The 14670-nt window shown below is 68.5% G+C and carries 13 protein-coding genes; 7 read left to right on the top strand and 6 right to left on the bottom strand.

Annotated elements, in window-relative coordinates; translation table 11 throughout:
- Nucleotides 1–6 precede the first annotated feature (6 nt).
- Nucleotides 7–876: an Fpg/Nei family DNA glycosylase gene (locus ACFXKN_RS12985; RefSeq protein WP_379433017.1), complete on the top strand. Its 870-nt coding sequence runs from the start codon at nucleotides 7–9 to the stop codon at nucleotides 874–876.
- Here ACFXKN_RS12985 and ACFXKN_RS12980 read toward each other — a convergent pair.
- Genes ACFXKN_RS12980 through ACFXKN_RS12970 form a run of 3 tightly spaced genes read right to left on the bottom strand, consistent with a single transcriptional unit; the run spans nucleotide 869 to nucleotide 4002 of the window.
- The gene (locus ACFXKN_RS12980) at nucleotides 869–2314 is read right to left on the bottom strand and encodes a dihydrolipoyl dehydrogenase family protein (RefSeq protein ID WP_379433016.1); all 1446 of its coding nucleotides are present in this window, start codon (nucleotides 2312–2314) and stop codon (nucleotides 869–871) included. The two genes, ACFXKN_RS12985 and ACFXKN_RS12980, sit on opposite strands and share 8 nt — an antisense overlap.
- Complete coding sequence (locus ACFXKN_RS12975) at nucleotides 2311–2556, bottom strand: DUF2630 family protein (RefSeq protein WP_378940887.1); 246 nt, start codon at nucleotides 2554–2556, stop codon at nucleotides 2311–2313. Before ACFXKN_RS12975 ends, ACFXKN_RS12980 begins: the two co-directional genes overlap by 4 nt.
- 51 nt (nucleotides 2557–2607) lie before the next feature.
- Nucleotides 2608–4002, bottom strand: coding sequence for a PLP-dependent aminotransferase family protein (locus ACFXKN_RS12970; protein WP_379433015.1), 1395 nt, complete (start codon nucleotides 4000–4002; stop codon nucleotides 2608–2610).
- Nucleotides 4003–4081: 79 nt separating this feature from the next.
- On the opposite strand from ACFXKN_RS12970, the gene ACFXKN_RS12965 reads away from it, so the two are divergent.
- The gene (locus ACFXKN_RS12965) at nucleotides 4082–4774 is read left to right on the top strand and encodes a pyridoxamine 5'-phosphate oxidase family protein (protein WP_379433014.1); all 693 of its coding nucleotides are present in this window, start codon (nucleotides 4082–4084) and stop codon (nucleotides 4772–4774) included.
- A 58-nt stretch (nucleotides 4775–4832) separates the two neighbouring features.
- On the opposite strand, the gene ACFXKN_RS12960 is transcribed toward ACFXKN_RS12965, so the two are convergent.
- Nucleotides 4833–6935, bottom strand: coding sequence for a bifunctional lysylphosphatidylglycerol flippase/synthetase MprF (locus ACFXKN_RS12960; protein WP_379433013.1), 2103 nt, complete (start codon nucleotides 6933–6935; stop codon nucleotides 4833–4835).
- Between the two features lie 132 nt (nucleotides 6936–7067).
- Between ACFXKN_RS12960 and ACFXKN_RS12955 the strand changes: the two genes are divergently transcribed.
- Nucleotides 7068–8366, top strand: a complete 1299-nt coding sequence (locus tag ACFXKN_RS12955; protein ID WP_379433012.1) for an alpha/beta hydrolase — start codon at nucleotides 7068–7070, stop codon at nucleotides 8364–8366.
- A gap of 23 nt (nucleotides 8367–8389) precedes the next feature.
- Here ACFXKN_RS12955 and ACFXKN_RS12950 read toward each other — a convergent pair whose 3' ends face one another.
- Nucleotides 8390–9745 (bottom strand): hypothetical protein, encoded by a 1356-nt coding sequence (locus tag ACFXKN_RS12950; RefSeq protein ID WP_379433011.1) that lies wholly within the window; start codon nucleotides 9743–9745, stop codon nucleotides 8390–8392.
- On the bottom strand, nucleotides 9745–10542 hold the full coding sequence (locus ACFXKN_RS12945) for a crotonase/enoyl-CoA hydratase family protein (RefSeq protein WP_379433010.1): 798 nt from the start codon (nucleotides 10540–10542) through the stop codon (nucleotides 9745–9747). Before ACFXKN_RS12945 ends, ACFXKN_RS12950 begins: the two co-directional genes overlap by 1 nt.
- Before the next feature lie 63 nt (nucleotides 10543–10605).
- Between ACFXKN_RS12945 and ACFXKN_RS12940 the strand changes: the two genes are divergently transcribed.
- The 4 genes from ACFXKN_RS12940 to ACFXKN_RS12925 all read left to right on the top strand — a co-directional run bounded on the left by ACFXKN_RS12940 (nucleotide 10606) and on the right by ACFXKN_RS12925 (nucleotide 14667).
- Nucleotides 10606–11211: a TetR/AcrR family transcriptional regulator gene (locus ACFXKN_RS12940; RefSeq protein WP_378940873.1), complete on the top strand. Its 606-nt coding sequence runs from the start codon at nucleotides 10606–10608 to the stop codon at nucleotides 11209–11211.
- 19 nt (nucleotides 11212–11230) lie between these two features.
- Nucleotides 11231–12859: an acyl-CoA dehydrogenase family protein gene (locus ACFXKN_RS12935; RefSeq protein WP_378940871.1), complete on the top strand. Its 1629-nt coding sequence runs from the start codon at nucleotides 11231–11233 to the stop codon at nucleotides 12857–12859.
- 41 nt (nucleotides 12860–12900) lie between these two features.
- A complete protein-coding gene (locus ACFXKN_RS12930; protein ID WP_379433009.1) occupies nucleotides 12901–13344 on the top strand; it encodes a hypothetical protein in 444 nt (147 codons plus the stop codon).
- A gap of 177 nt (nucleotides 13345–13521) precedes the next feature.
- Nucleotides 13522–14667: an RNA-guided endonuclease InsQ/TnpB family protein gene (locus tag ACFXKN_RS12925; protein ID WP_379433008.1), complete on the top strand. Its 1146-nt coding sequence runs from the start codon at nucleotides 13522–13524 to the stop codon at nucleotides 14665–14667.
- The last annotated feature ends 3 nt before the right edge of the window (nucleotides 14668–14670 follow it).

The following is a 14670-nucleotide window of genomic DNA, read 5'->3' as shown; positions in this document are numbered from 1 at the left end:
GCAACCGTGCCCGAACTGCCGGAAATAGAGGCGTTGGCGCAGTTCCTTCGGGATCATGCGGTCGGCGCTGTGGTCGGCCGCGTCGACGTGGCGGCCCTGAGCGCGGTGAAGACCTTCGACCCGCCGGTTACCGCGCTGTCCGGCCGGGATGTCACCGGTGCGGGCCGGTGGGGGAAATTCCTCGGAATGGATTGTGGCGGACTGTGGTTGATCACCCATCTGTCGCGCGGTGGGTGGTTGCGCTGGATCGATGAGCCGAATCCATTGCCGCCCAAGCCGGGTGGGAAGAGCCCGCTGGCGCTGCGCGTGCATTTCTTCACTCCCGATGGTGCGACGCCCGCGATCGACCTGACCGAGGCGGGCACGAAGAAACGGCTCGCGGTCTATGTCGTCGACGATCCGGAGCTGGTGCCGGGCATCGCGCGGCTCGGACCGGACGCGCTCGGACTGACCGAGGACGAATTCGCCGCGCTGCTGAAAAGTACCTCGCAGCGGATCAAGACCGCGATCGTGGACCAGACCCTGCTCGCCGGAATCGGCAACGCCTATTCCGACGAGATTCTGCACACCGCGAAGATCTCCCCGTTCGCGAACACCAAAACAATGTCGGCGGAGAAGGTTTCGCAGTTGTACACCGCCATGCGCACGGTGCTACTCGACGCGGTCGATCGTTCGGTGGGCCAGGACGCGGCCAGGTTGAAAGGCGAAAAGCGTTCGGGCATGCGGGTTCACGCCAGAACCGGGCAGCCGTGCCCGGTGTGTGGGGACGCTGTGCGCGAGGTGTCCTACGCGGAGCGGTCGTTCCAGTACTGCGCCACCTGCCAGACCGGCGGCAAGGTGCTCGCCGACCGGCGGATGTCGCGGCTGCTCAAATAGTCTTCTCGCGCCAGGCTTCCAGCAGCCGCAGCCAGAATTCGCTGACGGTCGGGAAGGCGGGTACCGCGTTCCACAACGCGTCCAGCGGCACCTGCCCGACCACCGCGATGGTGGCCGCGTGCAGCTGTTCACCCAGGTCGGGACCGACGAAGGTGGCACCGAGAATGCGGTCGGCGGCGGTGTCGATCACGAGCTTCGCACGGCCGTGGAAGTCGCCGCGCGAGAGCGCGGAACCCGCGACGTCGATATCGAGCTCGACGGTGTCCACCGCGTGTCCGGCGGTGCGCGCCTCGTGTTCGGTGAGGCCGACGGCCGCGAGTTCCGGTGCGGTGTAGACGACTTGGGGTACCTGCTGGTGGTCGGCGCTCGCGGTGAACCGCGTGCCGTCGAGAGCTATGCCCGCCGCGCGGGCGGCGATCACGTCACCGCAGACTCTGGCCTGGTACTTGCCCATATGCGTCAGTGCCACACGGTGATTGACGTCGCCGACGGCATAGAGCCAGCCGCCGGGCACCTCGCGCGCGGTCAGCTGGTCGTCGACCTCGATATAGCCCGCGGGCAGTCCTACGGCGTCGAGGCCGAGATTCGAGGTGGCGGGGGTGCGGCCGGTGGCTACGACGAGTTCGTCGACCTCGAGTTCGCCGTCGTCGAGCACCAGGGTGACCGGACCGCCGTGGATGCGGCCGACACCGGTGTCTTCGGGATCGCGGCGCGAGACCAGCAGGGGTTCGGTATGGAACCGCACCGTGACATTTCCGGTGTCGCGCAAACCCCGCAGGACCAGCTCCGAAGCGAACGGCTCACTGCGTGGCAGCAGGCGGTCGCCCCGGACCAGCAGGGTCACCTCCTCGGCGCCGAGTTCGGCCAGCCAGGTCGCCGTCTCGCAGGCGACGACACCGCCACCGATGATGGCGACCCGGCGCGGGACGACGGTCAGGTTGGTGGCGTCACGGGAGGTCCATGGCAGGGTCTCCCGCACGCCCGGAATGTCGGGGATGGTGGCGGTGGTGCCGGTCGCCAGGACGACCGCGTGCCGGGCGCGCAGGACCTTGACGCCGTCCTCGGTATCGACCTCGACGAGTCGTTCGCCGATCAGTCGCGCCGCGCCGCGAACGGGCACGATGCCGGCCGATGTCGCCCACTCGACCTGGGAACTGTCGTCGTGGTTGTGCACGAAGGAGTCGCGGCGGGCGAGTATGTCGGCCACCCGCGGGCCACTCGCGCTCACCCCCGGCATCGACTCGCCGAGGTCGAGGACGGCGCCGGGCCGCAGCAGCGCCTTGCTGGGGATGCACGCCCAATAGCTGCACTCGCCGCCGAACAGCTCCCGCTCGACGAGGGCGGCGGTCCGGTCGCTGCCCGCGATGGCATAGGCGGCGGCGTTCTCACCTGCCGGGCCCGCGCCGATGACGATGACGTCGTACTCGGCCTCGGTCACTGCAGATAGCCCTCGACCTCATGGGGGGAACGCATCCCGGTGTCGTCGGGTGATTCACCGGAGCCGGTGCGAGCGCGCCGCTGCCGCAACAGATCCCATGCCTGATCGAGCATCACTTCCAGCTCGGCCAACTGCTTGCGTTCGGCTACCGGGTCGATCTCGCCCGCGGTGGCCTTGGCTCGCAGCGCGTGCTCGTCGTCGACCAGCTCTTTGATCCGCGCCAGAATGTCCTGATCGGTCATGTGCTCACCTCTTCGATAGTCGCCAGGGGTAGTGCCGGTTCCTGGTCCATGCTACGACCGCGATGGGCCGGCTACGCGAGCTGCTTCGGCGAGACAGTCGGCCGCGATGGGCACGGCTCGGGCGAGGTCGGCGCTGTTCAGGGCGGTGTAGCCGATGGCGACGCCGAAGTGGTGTGGGTCGGCGAGGTGGTGCCGGGCCAGGCCGTCGAGGAGGACACCACGCGCGCGGGCGGCGTCGACGGCGTGGCGTTCGGCGGCGGGGTTGGGGAGCTCGACGACGACATGCGAGCCCGCGTCGTCACCGATGACGGGCACACCACGGCGGGCGAGTTCGTCGACGACCAGGGCGCGCCGGGGCGGCACGACCCGGCGCAGCCGGCGCAGGTGCCGGGACAGGTCGCCGTGGCGGGCGAATTCGCTGAGGATCCGTTGCCCGGCGGGGCTCGGGGAACTGCCGATCTCGGCGCGATGGGCGAGCACGGCGTCGGTGATGCCGGGGCGGGCCACGAGCCAGCCGACGCCGAGGGTGGTGGCGATGATCTTGCTGGTGGTGCCGAGATGAACGACGACGTCGGGTGCCATCGCAGCCAGCAGTGGCAGTGGGGCTGTGTCGTAACGCAATTCACCGTCGTAGTCGTCTTCGATGATGAAAGTAGCGGTTCTTCTGGCGAATTCGATGAGCTCGACCCGGCGGGACGCGGGCATCATCGCACCGAGCGGGAACTGGTGTGCCGGTGTGCAATACACCGCGCGGACACCGGACGGGATTCGGTCGACACACAAACCTTCTGCGTCGACGGGCACCGGGACAACCTCGATCCCCGCGGCACGCAACGCGCCGACGGCTCGCAGGTAGCCGGGGTCCTCGATGGCCACGGTGTCGCCGGGGCGGAGCAGCGCGGTGGCGAGCTCACCCACCGCCGCGCTGGTACCGGCGGTGGCAAGGACCACCGATCCGGCCCCGGCGGCCAGTCCGCGATGGCGCAACAGGTGATCGGCGACCGCCGCCCGGAAGTCCGGTTCGCCCGCACGGTTCTTGCGGGCCTCGGGAGCCTGGTCGCCTGCCGCGCGCCAGGCCCGGCGCCATGCGGCGGAGTCGACCGCTTCGGCGCACGGTGCGCCGGGGCCGAGATCGAGCAGGCCCGCGTCGGGGTCGGTGTTGTGGCCCGCGCCGGTGCTCGGCGGTGCGGTGGCCGGGGCGGTGCTCAAGAAGGTGCCGGAGCCGTGTCGGCCGGTCAGCCAGCCTTCCGCGTGCAGTTGGTCGTAGGCGCCTGCCACCACGGTCCGGCTCACCCCGAGTCGCTGTGCCAGGGCGCGCGAGGACGGCAAACGGTCGCCGATGCGCAGCACCCTGTCGGTCGCGGCGGCGCGCAGGGCATCGGCCACCTGCGCCGACAGCGGTACGGGGGCGGTCCGGTCGAGTGGAATCGGAAGGTCGTCGAGCATCGTCCACCTCGAATTGGCCTGTTGAACTTCTATTGAATTGGACCTCCACACGGTCCACTTCTTCGGCGAAGCTCACCTTATGAGCACGCACGACGTCAACCGCAACCCCCTGTCGCCCACCCCGCGCACCACGCTGACCCGCGCCAAGGAACGCGGCGCCACCGATCGCGCCGCACTCGACGCGGTGCTCGACGCGGGTCTTCTCTGCCACCTCGGCGTGCTGCTCGGTGGGTCGCCGGTCGTGCTGCCCACCATCTATGGGCGCGTCGGCGACACCCTCTACCTGCACGGATCCACCGGAGCCGGCAATCTGCGCGCCGCGATCGACACCGATATCTCCCTCACCGTGACCCACGTGGACGGGCTGGTGTACGCCCGCTCGGCCATGCACTTCTCGATGAACTACCGCTGCGCGGTGATTCGGGGCAGGGCGGTACTGGTCACCGACGAAGCCGAGCGCGACAACGCCCTGCGGGTGATCGTCGAGCACGCCGCGCCCGGTGCCTGGGATCGGGTGCGCCCGCCCAACCGCAGGGAGATGGCGGCGACGATGGTGCTCGCGCTCGACCTCACCGAGGCGTCGGTGAAGGTGCGCTCGGGCGGGCCGAACGACGACGAGGGCGACATCGCGACCGGCGGGGTGTGGGCCGGTGTGCTGCCGCTGCGGCAGGTCTGGGGCGAGCCGATCCCGGCCGACAACCTCGAGCCGGGCATCGACCTGCCCGCTGACGTGCTCGCGCGGGTGACGCCGAGCGCGATGCCGGTGAGTTGAGATCCCTGATCGACCGCCGGTGAACTGAGCCGCGCCGATCGGCGTGTGAGCGCCGGTGCTATTTTCCCGCCGCCCCGAGAACCATCAGGTCCTTTGCCGAGACTTCGGGCAGGTACGCCTTGGTCAGAGCGATGCCGATGCGGGGCAGGTCCGCCTCGTCGCGATAGCACAGGTACACCGGCTCGTGGCGGGGCTGGAACTTGGCCTTGAACGAATGCAGTGACCGGAAGCCGTAATACGGTTCCATCGCGGCGCCGAGCCCTTCGAGCAGACGATCGATCGGTTCGGCGCCATCGGTGCCCGCACTGCGCGCCAGCGGCGCCCCCGAGAGCGAAACAATCTCGGCGCCTTCCTCTTTGAACTCCCGGCACGCCGAGGCGATGAGAAATTCCACGACCGGCCGGAAGCCGTCGGGGCGCCTGCGCATCACGTCCAGCGTCCAGCCGCGGATCTCGTCGCCGGGGCCGTAGACGGGCAGCCAGGAGGTGACGCCGTGCACGCTGCCCTCGGCATCGATCGCCAGCCCGACCCGCACGGCCGGATCCATGGCTTCCTCCACGCCGCCGAGCGTGAATCCCATTTCCGGCAGCCCCTTTTCGCCTACCCACTCCTCGGAGATCGCGCGTACCTGCTCGATCACCGCGAACGGCTGGTCGGCCAGTTCGACGAGGCGGAACTCGATACCCTCCTTGGTCGCCCGGTTGATCGCGGACCGGATGTCCTGCCAGGCTTTGCCTTTGAACTCCAGCTCGGGCAGGTCGACGATGGTGTCCTCGGCGATCTGCACACTGCGCCACCCGAGTTCGCCGGCGATATCGGCGACCGCCCGCGTAGTGGAGAACAGGCACGGGACGAGTCCGTCGGCTTCACAGCGATCGGTGAACCCGGCGATGGTGGCGGGGAGCAGGTCGACGGGACCGATCGGATCGGTGAGCACGATGACGGTGCCCGCGTGGCGCTGGTAGGCGACGCACCGTTCACCGTCGGCGGCGAACCAGTATTTGTTCTCCGGCCAGGTGGTCATCCACGACATGGTGCTGCCGCCGTAGCGGGCGAGCAAGGCGCGCACCGCGGCGCCGGGTTCGGTGCCGGTGAGCGCGCCGTCGGAGATCCTGCGCCGGACCGGCACCCGGAACGCGCCGCGGCCGCCGTAGAGCAGCGCCACCTCGCCCGCCCACAGCAGGGCGGTGCCGACGGTCAGCGCGCCGGTGGTCTCGTAGTCGGTGCCGATGGCCACGCCGAGCAGCACCAGCGTGAGCACCACGTGCAGCAGGCCGTAGGCGAGGGTGCCCCACCATGCCCAGCGCCTGCCCTTGCGCAGCTGATCGGCGACCACCGCGATCACCACCACCGTGAGGATCGTGCTCCAGAGCGAGCCGCGTTCGTTCTCGGTGGGGCCGAGCAGGCTGTTGGCGGGGAAGAAGTACACCGCCACCGAGGCCGTGGCGATCACCAGCAGTCCGGCGAAGGCCAGCATGCGCACCTCACGTCGAGTGCGCGGCCAGAAGCCGTGTTCGGTTCGGCTGAACAGCTTTTCGCCCGCGGGCAGCCACACGGCGACGGCGATGAGATGCATGAGATCGGCGAAGGTCGATTCGAACAGGAAGGTGATCGCCACGTGTGCCATCAGCACGGCGCGCACCCGAAGGCGCCACGGGGATCGCAGGGTCGCCGAGACCGCGGCCAACGCCGAGATCGCCGCGGTGGTGAACCCGACATCGCGTACCTCGGAAAGCCGGTCGGCCCAGCCGAGGTGGGTGTGCGCCAGCAGCCCGACCGTCACCGACGCGCCGAGGACGCCGATCAACTGACCCGACAGGCAGACCGAGGCGGTGCGCCCGGTGCCGAGACGCCACTCCGTCCAGCCGACCGCAGCCGCGAAAATGATTGCCATGCACACATATTGGAAAGGGGTGAGCCCGAAGAACCAGCCTGACAGCGGCGTCCACCACTTACCCTCGGTCAGCGCGGGCCAGCCGTAGGCGATATCGGGAAACCAGGAACGCTGGTCGAGCCTGCGCCAGAGGCCGCCGGTGGCGAGGCCGAGAACCGCGACCACGACGAGGAAGCCGAGTGTGAACGGCACCCGGCGGATCACGGTGTGCGCCAAGGCGAGGCCGCGCGAGGGAGCAGGTTCGGTGGCAGCCGCGATGTCGTCCATAGAACCACCCTTTGCTGCGAGTGCGCCGCACCGGCTCGGTGCGGTCTTCTGTGTACCGTATGTCATCGCGGCCGTACCGGGACCGTGATGCGCGCGCAAGGGCGGTCGAGGTGGCATCTGTGGAGGTCAGCGATGACGCGAATCATCGATCTGTCGTTGCTCGCCGGATGGCTGCCGGTGGCGTTGACGGTACTGGGCGTCGTGGGTGCGGTGTGGTTGCTGTTACCCCGTGTACGACGGTATGTCACGACGATCATGCCGATCGTGGTGCTGTCCGCCGTGGTGGCGACCGTGGCGCTGTATCTGGTCGTGGAGGAGGTGTGGCGGCCGTTTCCCGATCCGATCGCGGTGTCGGTGTACGTGCTGATCGGGATCGCGGTGGCCGCGGTGCTGTTGGTGGTGCCACGAATTCTGGTTCGCCGCAGCGTGTGGACCGGGGTGGTGACCGTGCTTGCGGCCGTTGCCGTGCTGGTCGCGGTGGGTGTGCGGATCAACCTGGTGTACGCGTCGTATCCGACAGTGGGCGCGGTGCTCGGGGTCGAACAGGTCGATCGGGTCGAGGCCGGTGAGCTGACCGGGCGCGAGCAGGTGATCAGCGCGCGGCCGCTCGAGCCCGCATGGCAGGCGCCCGGCGGTTTGCCCGACGGCGGGCGGGTGCTGACCGCGACGGTGCCGCCGACCGCGTCCGGGTTCGCCGCTCGCGATGCCCAGATTTATTTGCCGCCTGCCTATTTCGCGGATCCGCGTCCGCTGCTGCCGGTGCTGGTGCTGCTCGCCGGTGAGCCGGGCGCGCCGCAGGACTGGTTCGTCGGTGGTCAGTTGGCCGAGACCATGGACTCCTTCGCCCGCGCGCACAACGGGCTCGCGCCGGTGGTCGTGGTGGCCGACGGGACCGGTTCCGAGCTGGCGAACCCGCTGTGCCTGGATTCCGCGCTGGGCAATGTCGCCACCTACCTGGCCGTCGACGTGCCTGCCTGGACGCGGGCGAATCTGCAGATCGATCCGGATCCGCGATCTTGGGCGGTGGGTGGGCTCTCGTATGGCGGCACGTGCGCGCTGCAACTGGCCACCAATTATCCCGAGGTCTATCCCACCTTCCTCGACCTCTCCGGGCAGGACGAGCCGACACTGGGCGACCGGCAGCGCACGGTGGACGCCGCGTTCGGCGGGGATACCGAGGCGCTGCTGCGGGTCAATCCGCTCGATCTGCTGCGGTCGCGGACGTACCCGAATTCCGCCGGTGCGTTCGTTGTCGGCGCCGATGACCAGATGTACCGGCCGCAGGTGGAGCGGATGTATCAGGCGGCGAAAGACGCGGGGATGGACGTGCGGTTGCGGATTCTGCCGGGCGGACACAACTTCGCGCTGTGGGCGCATGGGCTGCGCGATCAGCTGCCGTGGCTGGCCACCCGGCTCGGTCTGACACCCTGACGCGGAAACCCGCCATGGACCGACTACCAGGGGCTAGGGCGTAATCCGGTTGTCGCGCAGGCCTTGTCGATGGCATCGGGGAGGGAATCGTTGTCGGCGGCGAGGCTGACCAGGGCGAGTGTGTAGGTGTCGTCGAGGTGGGAGAGGTAGCCCGCGAGTTGGGTGCGGGGAAAGGTGGTGATGTCAGGATGGATCGCGCGTGCGGCTACCCGGGTGCAGTGGTGCGGTCCGACTTTGCGCACGGCGTCGGGTAGGTGGCCGATGTTGGAGCACAGGATGTCTCGTTCGCCCGCGCCTTTGCTGAGGGCGTAGGCCCAGCGGTCGGGGACTACCTGGAGGATTTCCTCAGGAAGGCCTACGGGGCTGGACATTCGGCGTTGATAGGCGGCCTTTGCCCGGTCGCGAACTGTCGCGGGAGTGTCGGTGCGTTCGATGGCGATCTCTGTCATCGCGAGGTCGTTGTCTACGCGGGGTTCGTCACGGGTGTCCACCGGAAGGCTCGCGGTGATCGTAGGTTTCGGGAAACCGGTCTGCCACAGGATGTTTGCCATCAAATGGATGAACAGGCTGTTCGGAGTTCCGCCGAGGGTGATCGCGGTGGTGTCCCAGTGGGTGGCATCGAAGGTGAGCAGGAGCGGCCGCAGGTGTCGGTCGCTCATGTCGGCCTGCGATGACTGGGGTTTCCGCGATGTCGGCACGGCGCCGCTCGACACAGGGACGGGCACGGCTTCGCGGAAGGTGCGATCAGGGGAAAAGTCCGGTGCGGGCGATACTAGCGGTCGAGCAAGCTTTTGGTGCAGCGCGCGTGCGGTGCCGCCGAAGATGGTGGTCCATTGGGAGACCGCGTCTGCCCACTCTGAATGCGTTGTGCGACTCCATAGTTCGTCGTCACGCGTGGGGCCGAACTCGGCTCCTGCCAGCTCTGCCGAGGCGGTGGATTCGAGCGATCGAAGGGCGGCGGTGATGGCGTGGATCAAGCCACGTGCGTCCGCCAATGCATGCGAACAGGTCAGGGCGACAACGGTTCCACCGTCGTGAAGGCGCGCGGCGGACAGGCGCCAGCCAGGGCCGTTTTCCGGGTCGAGGTCGGTGCCGAGGGTGTCGGCCCATGGCAGGATCTCGCTTTCGCGAAGTGGGCCGATGGCGACGTCGAGTGGATGAGCTCTGGTGTTGGGCCGCCAGGTGCGACGGGCGCCGGGGACTCGGGGGTTGACCACTCTGCGGCCGAGGTGACCGACGCGCAGGCGGTCGTGAATCGCCTGCAGAAGAGCGGGTTCCATCGCATCGGGGGTGCGCCACAGACCCTGCAGGGCGATGGGGGTGCCCATGCCGCGATGGGTGCGCAGGAAGATTTCGTCGACGACGGTGAGGTGGTCCATCAGCGGTGGTCGGCGCTACCGTGCCTGCCCTCGCCCGCGGCGAAACGGGCGGCCCCGTCGAGTGCGCCGCCGGACAGGGCCGTCATGCCGTGCCGGAATTCGACGCGCAGCGCCTCTTCCTCGGGGTGGCCGTACTGGTCGTACAGGGCGGCACGGTCGGTGCGCAGACAGGTTTGGGGGAGTGCGGCGAGCTGGGTAGCCAGCTCCTCGGCGACACGGCGGGCATCGCCGACGGGGACAACGCGGGTGACCAGGCCCATCTGCAGCGCTTCGGGCGCGCTCACCGGGCGGCCGGTGAGGATCATGTCGAGTGCGCGACCTTCGCCGACGATGCGCGGGAGGCGCACGGTGCCGCCGTCGATCAGTGGGACGCCCCAGCGGCGGCAGAAGACACCGAAAGTGGCGTCCTGCTCGGCAATGCGCAGATCACACCACAGGGCAAGTTCGAGCCCGCCCGCCACGGCGTACCCGGCGACCGCCGCGATCACCGGCTTGGACAGGCGCAGCCGGGTCGGACCCATCGGGCCGTCACCGTCTTCGGTGGCGTGATTGCTGTTCTCGGTGCCGAGGGCCTTGAGGTCGGCGCCGGAGCAGAAGGTGCCGTGTTCGCCCCACAGCACGGCCACCGAGGAGGTGGGGTCGGCGTCGAATGCGCGGAAGGCCTCCACCAGCGCGCGAGCGGTCGGGCCGTCCACCGCGTTGCGGGCCTGCGGGCGATTCAGGATCACCGTCGTGACCGGGCCCGTGTGCTCGACGCGCACGGGGAGTGAGGTCGGCTGCCCGGTTGATTGTTCCATTCCTCGACCATACGGACCCGGTGCCCTTGTGTGAAGGGGTGAATTTGTGCTTCACTTCTTCACATGGTGTACCGCAGGACCCCGGCCGTGCAGGCCCGGCTCGACGCGCAACGGGCGCTGATCGTGCAGGGTGCCACCGGCGTGCTCTCGCGTGACGGGTTCGCCGGGCTGTCGATGGCCGCGGTCGCCGCCGAGGCGGGGATCGCGACCGGCACCGTGTACAAGCAGTTCGAGAACAAGGCCGAGCTGGTCGCGGCGGTGTTCGAGACGGTGGTCGCCCGCGAGGTCGACGCGGTACGGGCCGCGGTGGCCGAGGGTGACGCGGTCGGTCGGGTCACCGCTGCGGTGGAGACTTTCGCCGGCCGTGCGCTGAAGAATCCAAAACTGGCCTATGTGCTGCTGGCCGAGCCCGTCGACGCCGCCGTGGATACACAACGGCTGCAATTTCGGCGGGCGTTCGCCGCGTCGTTCGAGACCGCTATCGCGCACGGTGTCGCCGAACGTCGCTTGCCCGCGCAGGACCCGAGCCTCACCGCCGCTGCTCTTGTCGGCGCGATCGGCGAGGTGCTCGTCGGCCCGTTGGTCGCCGCACCGCACGCCGAGACCGTCATCCCCGAATTGGTCGCTTTCGCCGTGCGTGCACTCGGTGCGCGCCCGGAAACGCTGTAGTCGAAGGAGTTACCACGACATGCCGACCCACGAAGTGTTCAACCAGGCGCCACCGCTGATCCCCTTCGATGCCGCGCGCAACCCCGCGCTGCTGGAAGGCCTGCACCGCGAAGGAGCGGGCTGGGCCGAAGCGGAGGTGCGCGAACTCGGTGCGCTGGCAGGCGGTTTCGAGGCCCAGGAGTGGGGCAGGCTGGCCAACGAGTACCCGCCGGTGCTGCGCACCCACGACCGTTGGGGCAATCGTGTCGACGAGGTGGAGTTCCACCCGCACTGGCACGACCTGATGAATGTCGCGGTGGCGCACGGTCTGCACGGTTCGCCGTGGCTGGACGAGCGGCCCGGCGCGCACACCGCTCGCGCCGCCAAGTTCTTCACCTGGGGCGTCGCCGATGCCGGACACATGTGCCCGATCTCGATGACGTACGCGGTGGTGCCCGCGTTGCGCCACAATCCCGAGCTGGCCGCGCGCTTCGAGCCGCTACTCGGTTCGCGCACCTACGATTTCGGCTTGCGCGAGCCCTCGACCAAGGCCGGGCTCATCGCGGGCATGTCGATGACGGAGAAGCAGGGCGGCTCCGACGTGCGGGCCAACACCACCACCGCCACCCCGCAACCCGATGGCGCGTACCGCATCGTCGGGCACAAGTGGTTCACCTCGGCGCCCATGTCGGACATGTTCCTCACCCTCGCCAAGGCCCCCGGTGGCCTGTCGTGTTTCCTGCTGCCGCGCGTGCTGCCCGACGGCACCCGCAACCCCATCCGCATCCAGCGGCTGAAAGACAAACTGGGCAACAAGTCCAACGCCTCCTCGGAGATCGAGTACGAGAACGCCACCGGCTGGCTCGTCGGTGCCGAGGGTGCGGGTGTGAAGACGATCATCGAGATGGTCAACATGACCCGCCTCGACTGTGTGATCGGCTCGGCCACCGGCATGCGACTCGGCGCGGTCAGCGCGATCCATCACGCCAGGCACCGAGAAGCCTTCGGCGCCAAGCTGATCGACCAGCCCGCCATGCGCAATGTGCTCGCCGACCTCGTCATCGAATCGGATGCGGCGACCACGGTGATGATGCGGCTGGCCGGTGCCACCGACCGCGCGGGCAGCGACCCGGCGGAGGCCGCACTACGCCGGATCGCCCTGGCCATCACCAAGTACTGGGTCTGCAAGCGTGCTCCCGCGCACGCCGCCGAAGCGCTGGAATGCCTGGGCGGCAACGGATACGCCGAGGAATCGGGCATGCCGCGGCTGTACCGCGAGGCACCGCTCATGTCGATCTGGGAGGGTTCGGGCAATGTGGCGGCGCTGGATGCGTTGCGCGCCATGGGACGTCAGCCCGAGACGGTCGAGGCGTACTTCGCCGAGGTCGGTCTGGCCCGCGGTGCCGATTCGCGCCTCGACGACGCGATCGACCGCGTCGGCAAGGAACTCACCGATCTGTCCGACATCGAATACCGCGCCCGTCGCGTCGTCGAACTGATGGCTGTGGTCCTGCAAGGCGCCCAGCTGGTGCGCCACGGTCACGCCGCCGTCGCGGACGCCTTCTGCGCGACGCGCCTCGGCGGCGACTGGGGCATCGCCTTCGGCACCCTGCCCGTCGGCGTCGACACCGGCGCGATCCTCGAGCGCGGGTTCGTCGACGTGCAGTGACGTCGGGCGGGCTCATCGGAGCTCGTCGGTAAGGTAGGGCGGTGACCTGGGCGAGCGGGGTGCTGTCGGTGGGCGAACTGGCGCAGCGAGTTCCGGTGCGTAGTGAGCGGTTCCTGCTCGGGATCGCCGGTCCGCCGGGCGCTGGGAAATCGACACTGGCGCAGCGTCTTCGCGCCGAGCTGAGCACGTCCGGGCGCCCTGCCGTCGTCGCACCGATGGACGGCTACCACCTACGCAATGCTGTGCTCAGGGCGCGGAACGCGTTGGCACGCAAGGGCGAGCCGGATACCTTCGACGCGGCCGGTTTCGTCGCGGACCTGCGGTTGCTGCGGGAAACGCCGGTCGGAGCGCCGGTGCCGTGGCCGCTGTTCGATCGGGCGATCGACGAGCCGACCGACGGTGGTGTGGTCGTGTGTGACGAACGCGTTGTCATCGTCGAAGGGAATTACCTGCTGTACCGACGCCGATGCGCCCGGCTGGGCTGAGGTGCGCGGGCTACCCGCTGTGCGCCAGTGCGCCGCCTTGAGGGGGTGGTGAATGCCCACGCGGGAGGCCCGCCAAGGCCGGGTGTGCCCTGAACGCGATGGTCCTGCATAGCTTTCGCGACCAGGTGATTCCCGGTGGCCGGTTTGTTGTCCTACCCCGGTGCCACACTGTCGGTTATGCAGCTGCGATATAACTTCCGCCTCTACCCCACGGTGGGGCAGCAGCAGTCGTTGGCGCAAGCATTCGGTTGTGCCCGGGTCGTGTTCAACGACGCCCTGGCCATCCGGCAGCAGGCGTTCCGGGAGAGTCGCCGGGTTAGTGATGCGGAGCTGTCGAAGTTGTTGACGGAGTCGAAGAAGACCCCGCAACGATTGTGGCTGGCAGAAGTGTCGGCGGTGGTGCTGCAGCAGGCCCTAGCCGACCTGAATACCGCGTACCGCAACTTCTTCGGCTCGGTCACCGGCACGCGGAAGGGCGGCAAGGTCGCGCCACCGCGTTTCCGGTCTCGCAAGGACAATCGGCAGGCTATCCGGTTCACGAAGAACGCCCGATTCGCGGTCACGGCCGGCCGAAAGTTGCGGTTGCCGAAGATCGGTGATGTTTCGGTTCGCTGGTCGCGGGATCTGCCATCGGATCCGTCGAGTGTGACCGTGGTGAAGGACGCGGCAGGCCGGTATTTCGCGTCGTTCGTGGTGGAGGTGGACGAGCAGCCGTTGCCGGTGTCGGATTCCGAGGTCGGTATCGATCTGGGTTTGACGACGTTCGCGGTGTTGTCGAACGGCAAGACGATCGACAACCCGAGGTTCTTGCGCCGCGCGGAACGCAAGCTCGGCAAGGCACAACGAATGTTGTCCCGCAAGGAGAAGGGTGGCAAGAACCGGGCAAAGGCGCGTGTCGAGGTCGCTCGGGCGCATGCGAGAGTGGCTGATACGCGCAGGGATTGGGCGCATAAGCAGTCCACGATGATCATCCGCGACAACCAAGCGGTGTTCGTCGAGGATTTGTGTGTGAAAGGTCTCGCGCGTACCCGGTTGGCGAAGTCGGTCCATGATGCTGGGTGGGGCATGTTCACTCGCATGCTCGAGGAGAAAGCGGCCCGGTACGGTCGGGTTTTCTCGAAGGTGGACCGGTTCTTCCCGTCGTCTCAGTTGTGTTCGGTGTGCGGGGTGGTCAGTGGCAAGAAGCCGTTGCATGTGCGCGAGTGGATGTGCGTGTGTGGCACTGTCCACGACCGGGATCTCAATGCCGCGATGAATATTCACGCCGCAGGACGTGCGGAGTGGTTAAACGCTTGCGGAGGGACGGTAAGTCCTGCCGCGTAGCGG

Source organism: Nocardia sp. NPDC059195, assembly GCF_042754695.1.
In the GTDB taxonomy this organism is placed as follows: Bacteria; Actinomycetota; Actinomycetes; order Mycobacteriales; family Mycobacteriaceae; genus Nocardia.
Note: the sequence above shows the minus strand (reverse complement) of the source record. Positions and strands in the feature narration are given on the sequence as shown.

Excerpts from the sequence above, each read along its gene's own strand:
- ACFXKN_RS12940 (WP_378940873.1), top strand. The coding sequence starts at position 10,606 with ATGGTGTACCGCAGGACCCCGGCCGTGCAGGCCCGGCTCGACGCGCAA.
- ACFXKN_RS12935 (WP_378940871.1), top strand. The coding sequence starts at position 11,231 with ATGCCGACCCACGAAGTGTTCAACCAGGCGCCACCGCTGATCCCCTTC.
- ACFXKN_RS12955 (WP_379433012.1), top strand. The coding sequence starts at position 7,068 with ATGACGCGAATCATCGATCTGTCGTTGCTCGCCGGATGGCTGCCGGTG.
- ACFXKN_RS12960 (WP_379433013.1), bottom strand. The coding sequence starts at position 6,935 with ATGGACGACATCGCGGCTGCCACCGAACCTGCTCCCTCGCGCGGCCTC.
- ACFXKN_RS12975 (WP_378940887.1), bottom strand. The coding sequence starts at position 2,556 with ATGACCGATCAGGACATTCTGGCGCGGATCAAAGAGCTGGTCGACGAC.
- ACFXKN_RS12965 (WP_379433014.1), top strand. The coding sequence starts at position 4,082 with ATGAGCACGCACGACGTCAACCGCAACCCCCTGTCGCCCACCCCGCGC.
- ACFXKN_RS12950 (WP_379433011.1), bottom strand. The coding sequence starts at position 9,745 with ATGGACCACCTCACCGTCGTCGACGAAATCTTCCTGCGCACCCATCGC.
- ACFXKN_RS12970 (WP_379433015.1), bottom strand. The coding sequence starts at position 4,002 with ATGCTCGACGACCTTCCGATTCCACTCGACCGGACCGCCCCCGTACCG.
- ACFXKN_RS12945 (WP_379433010.1), bottom strand. The coding sequence starts at position 10,542 with ATGGAACAATCAACCGGGCAGCCGACCTCACTCCCCGTGCGCGTCGAG.
- ACFXKN_RS12925 (WP_379433008.1), top strand. The coding sequence starts at position 13,522 with ATGCAGCTGCGATATAACTTCCGCCTCTACCCCACGGTGGGGCAGCAG.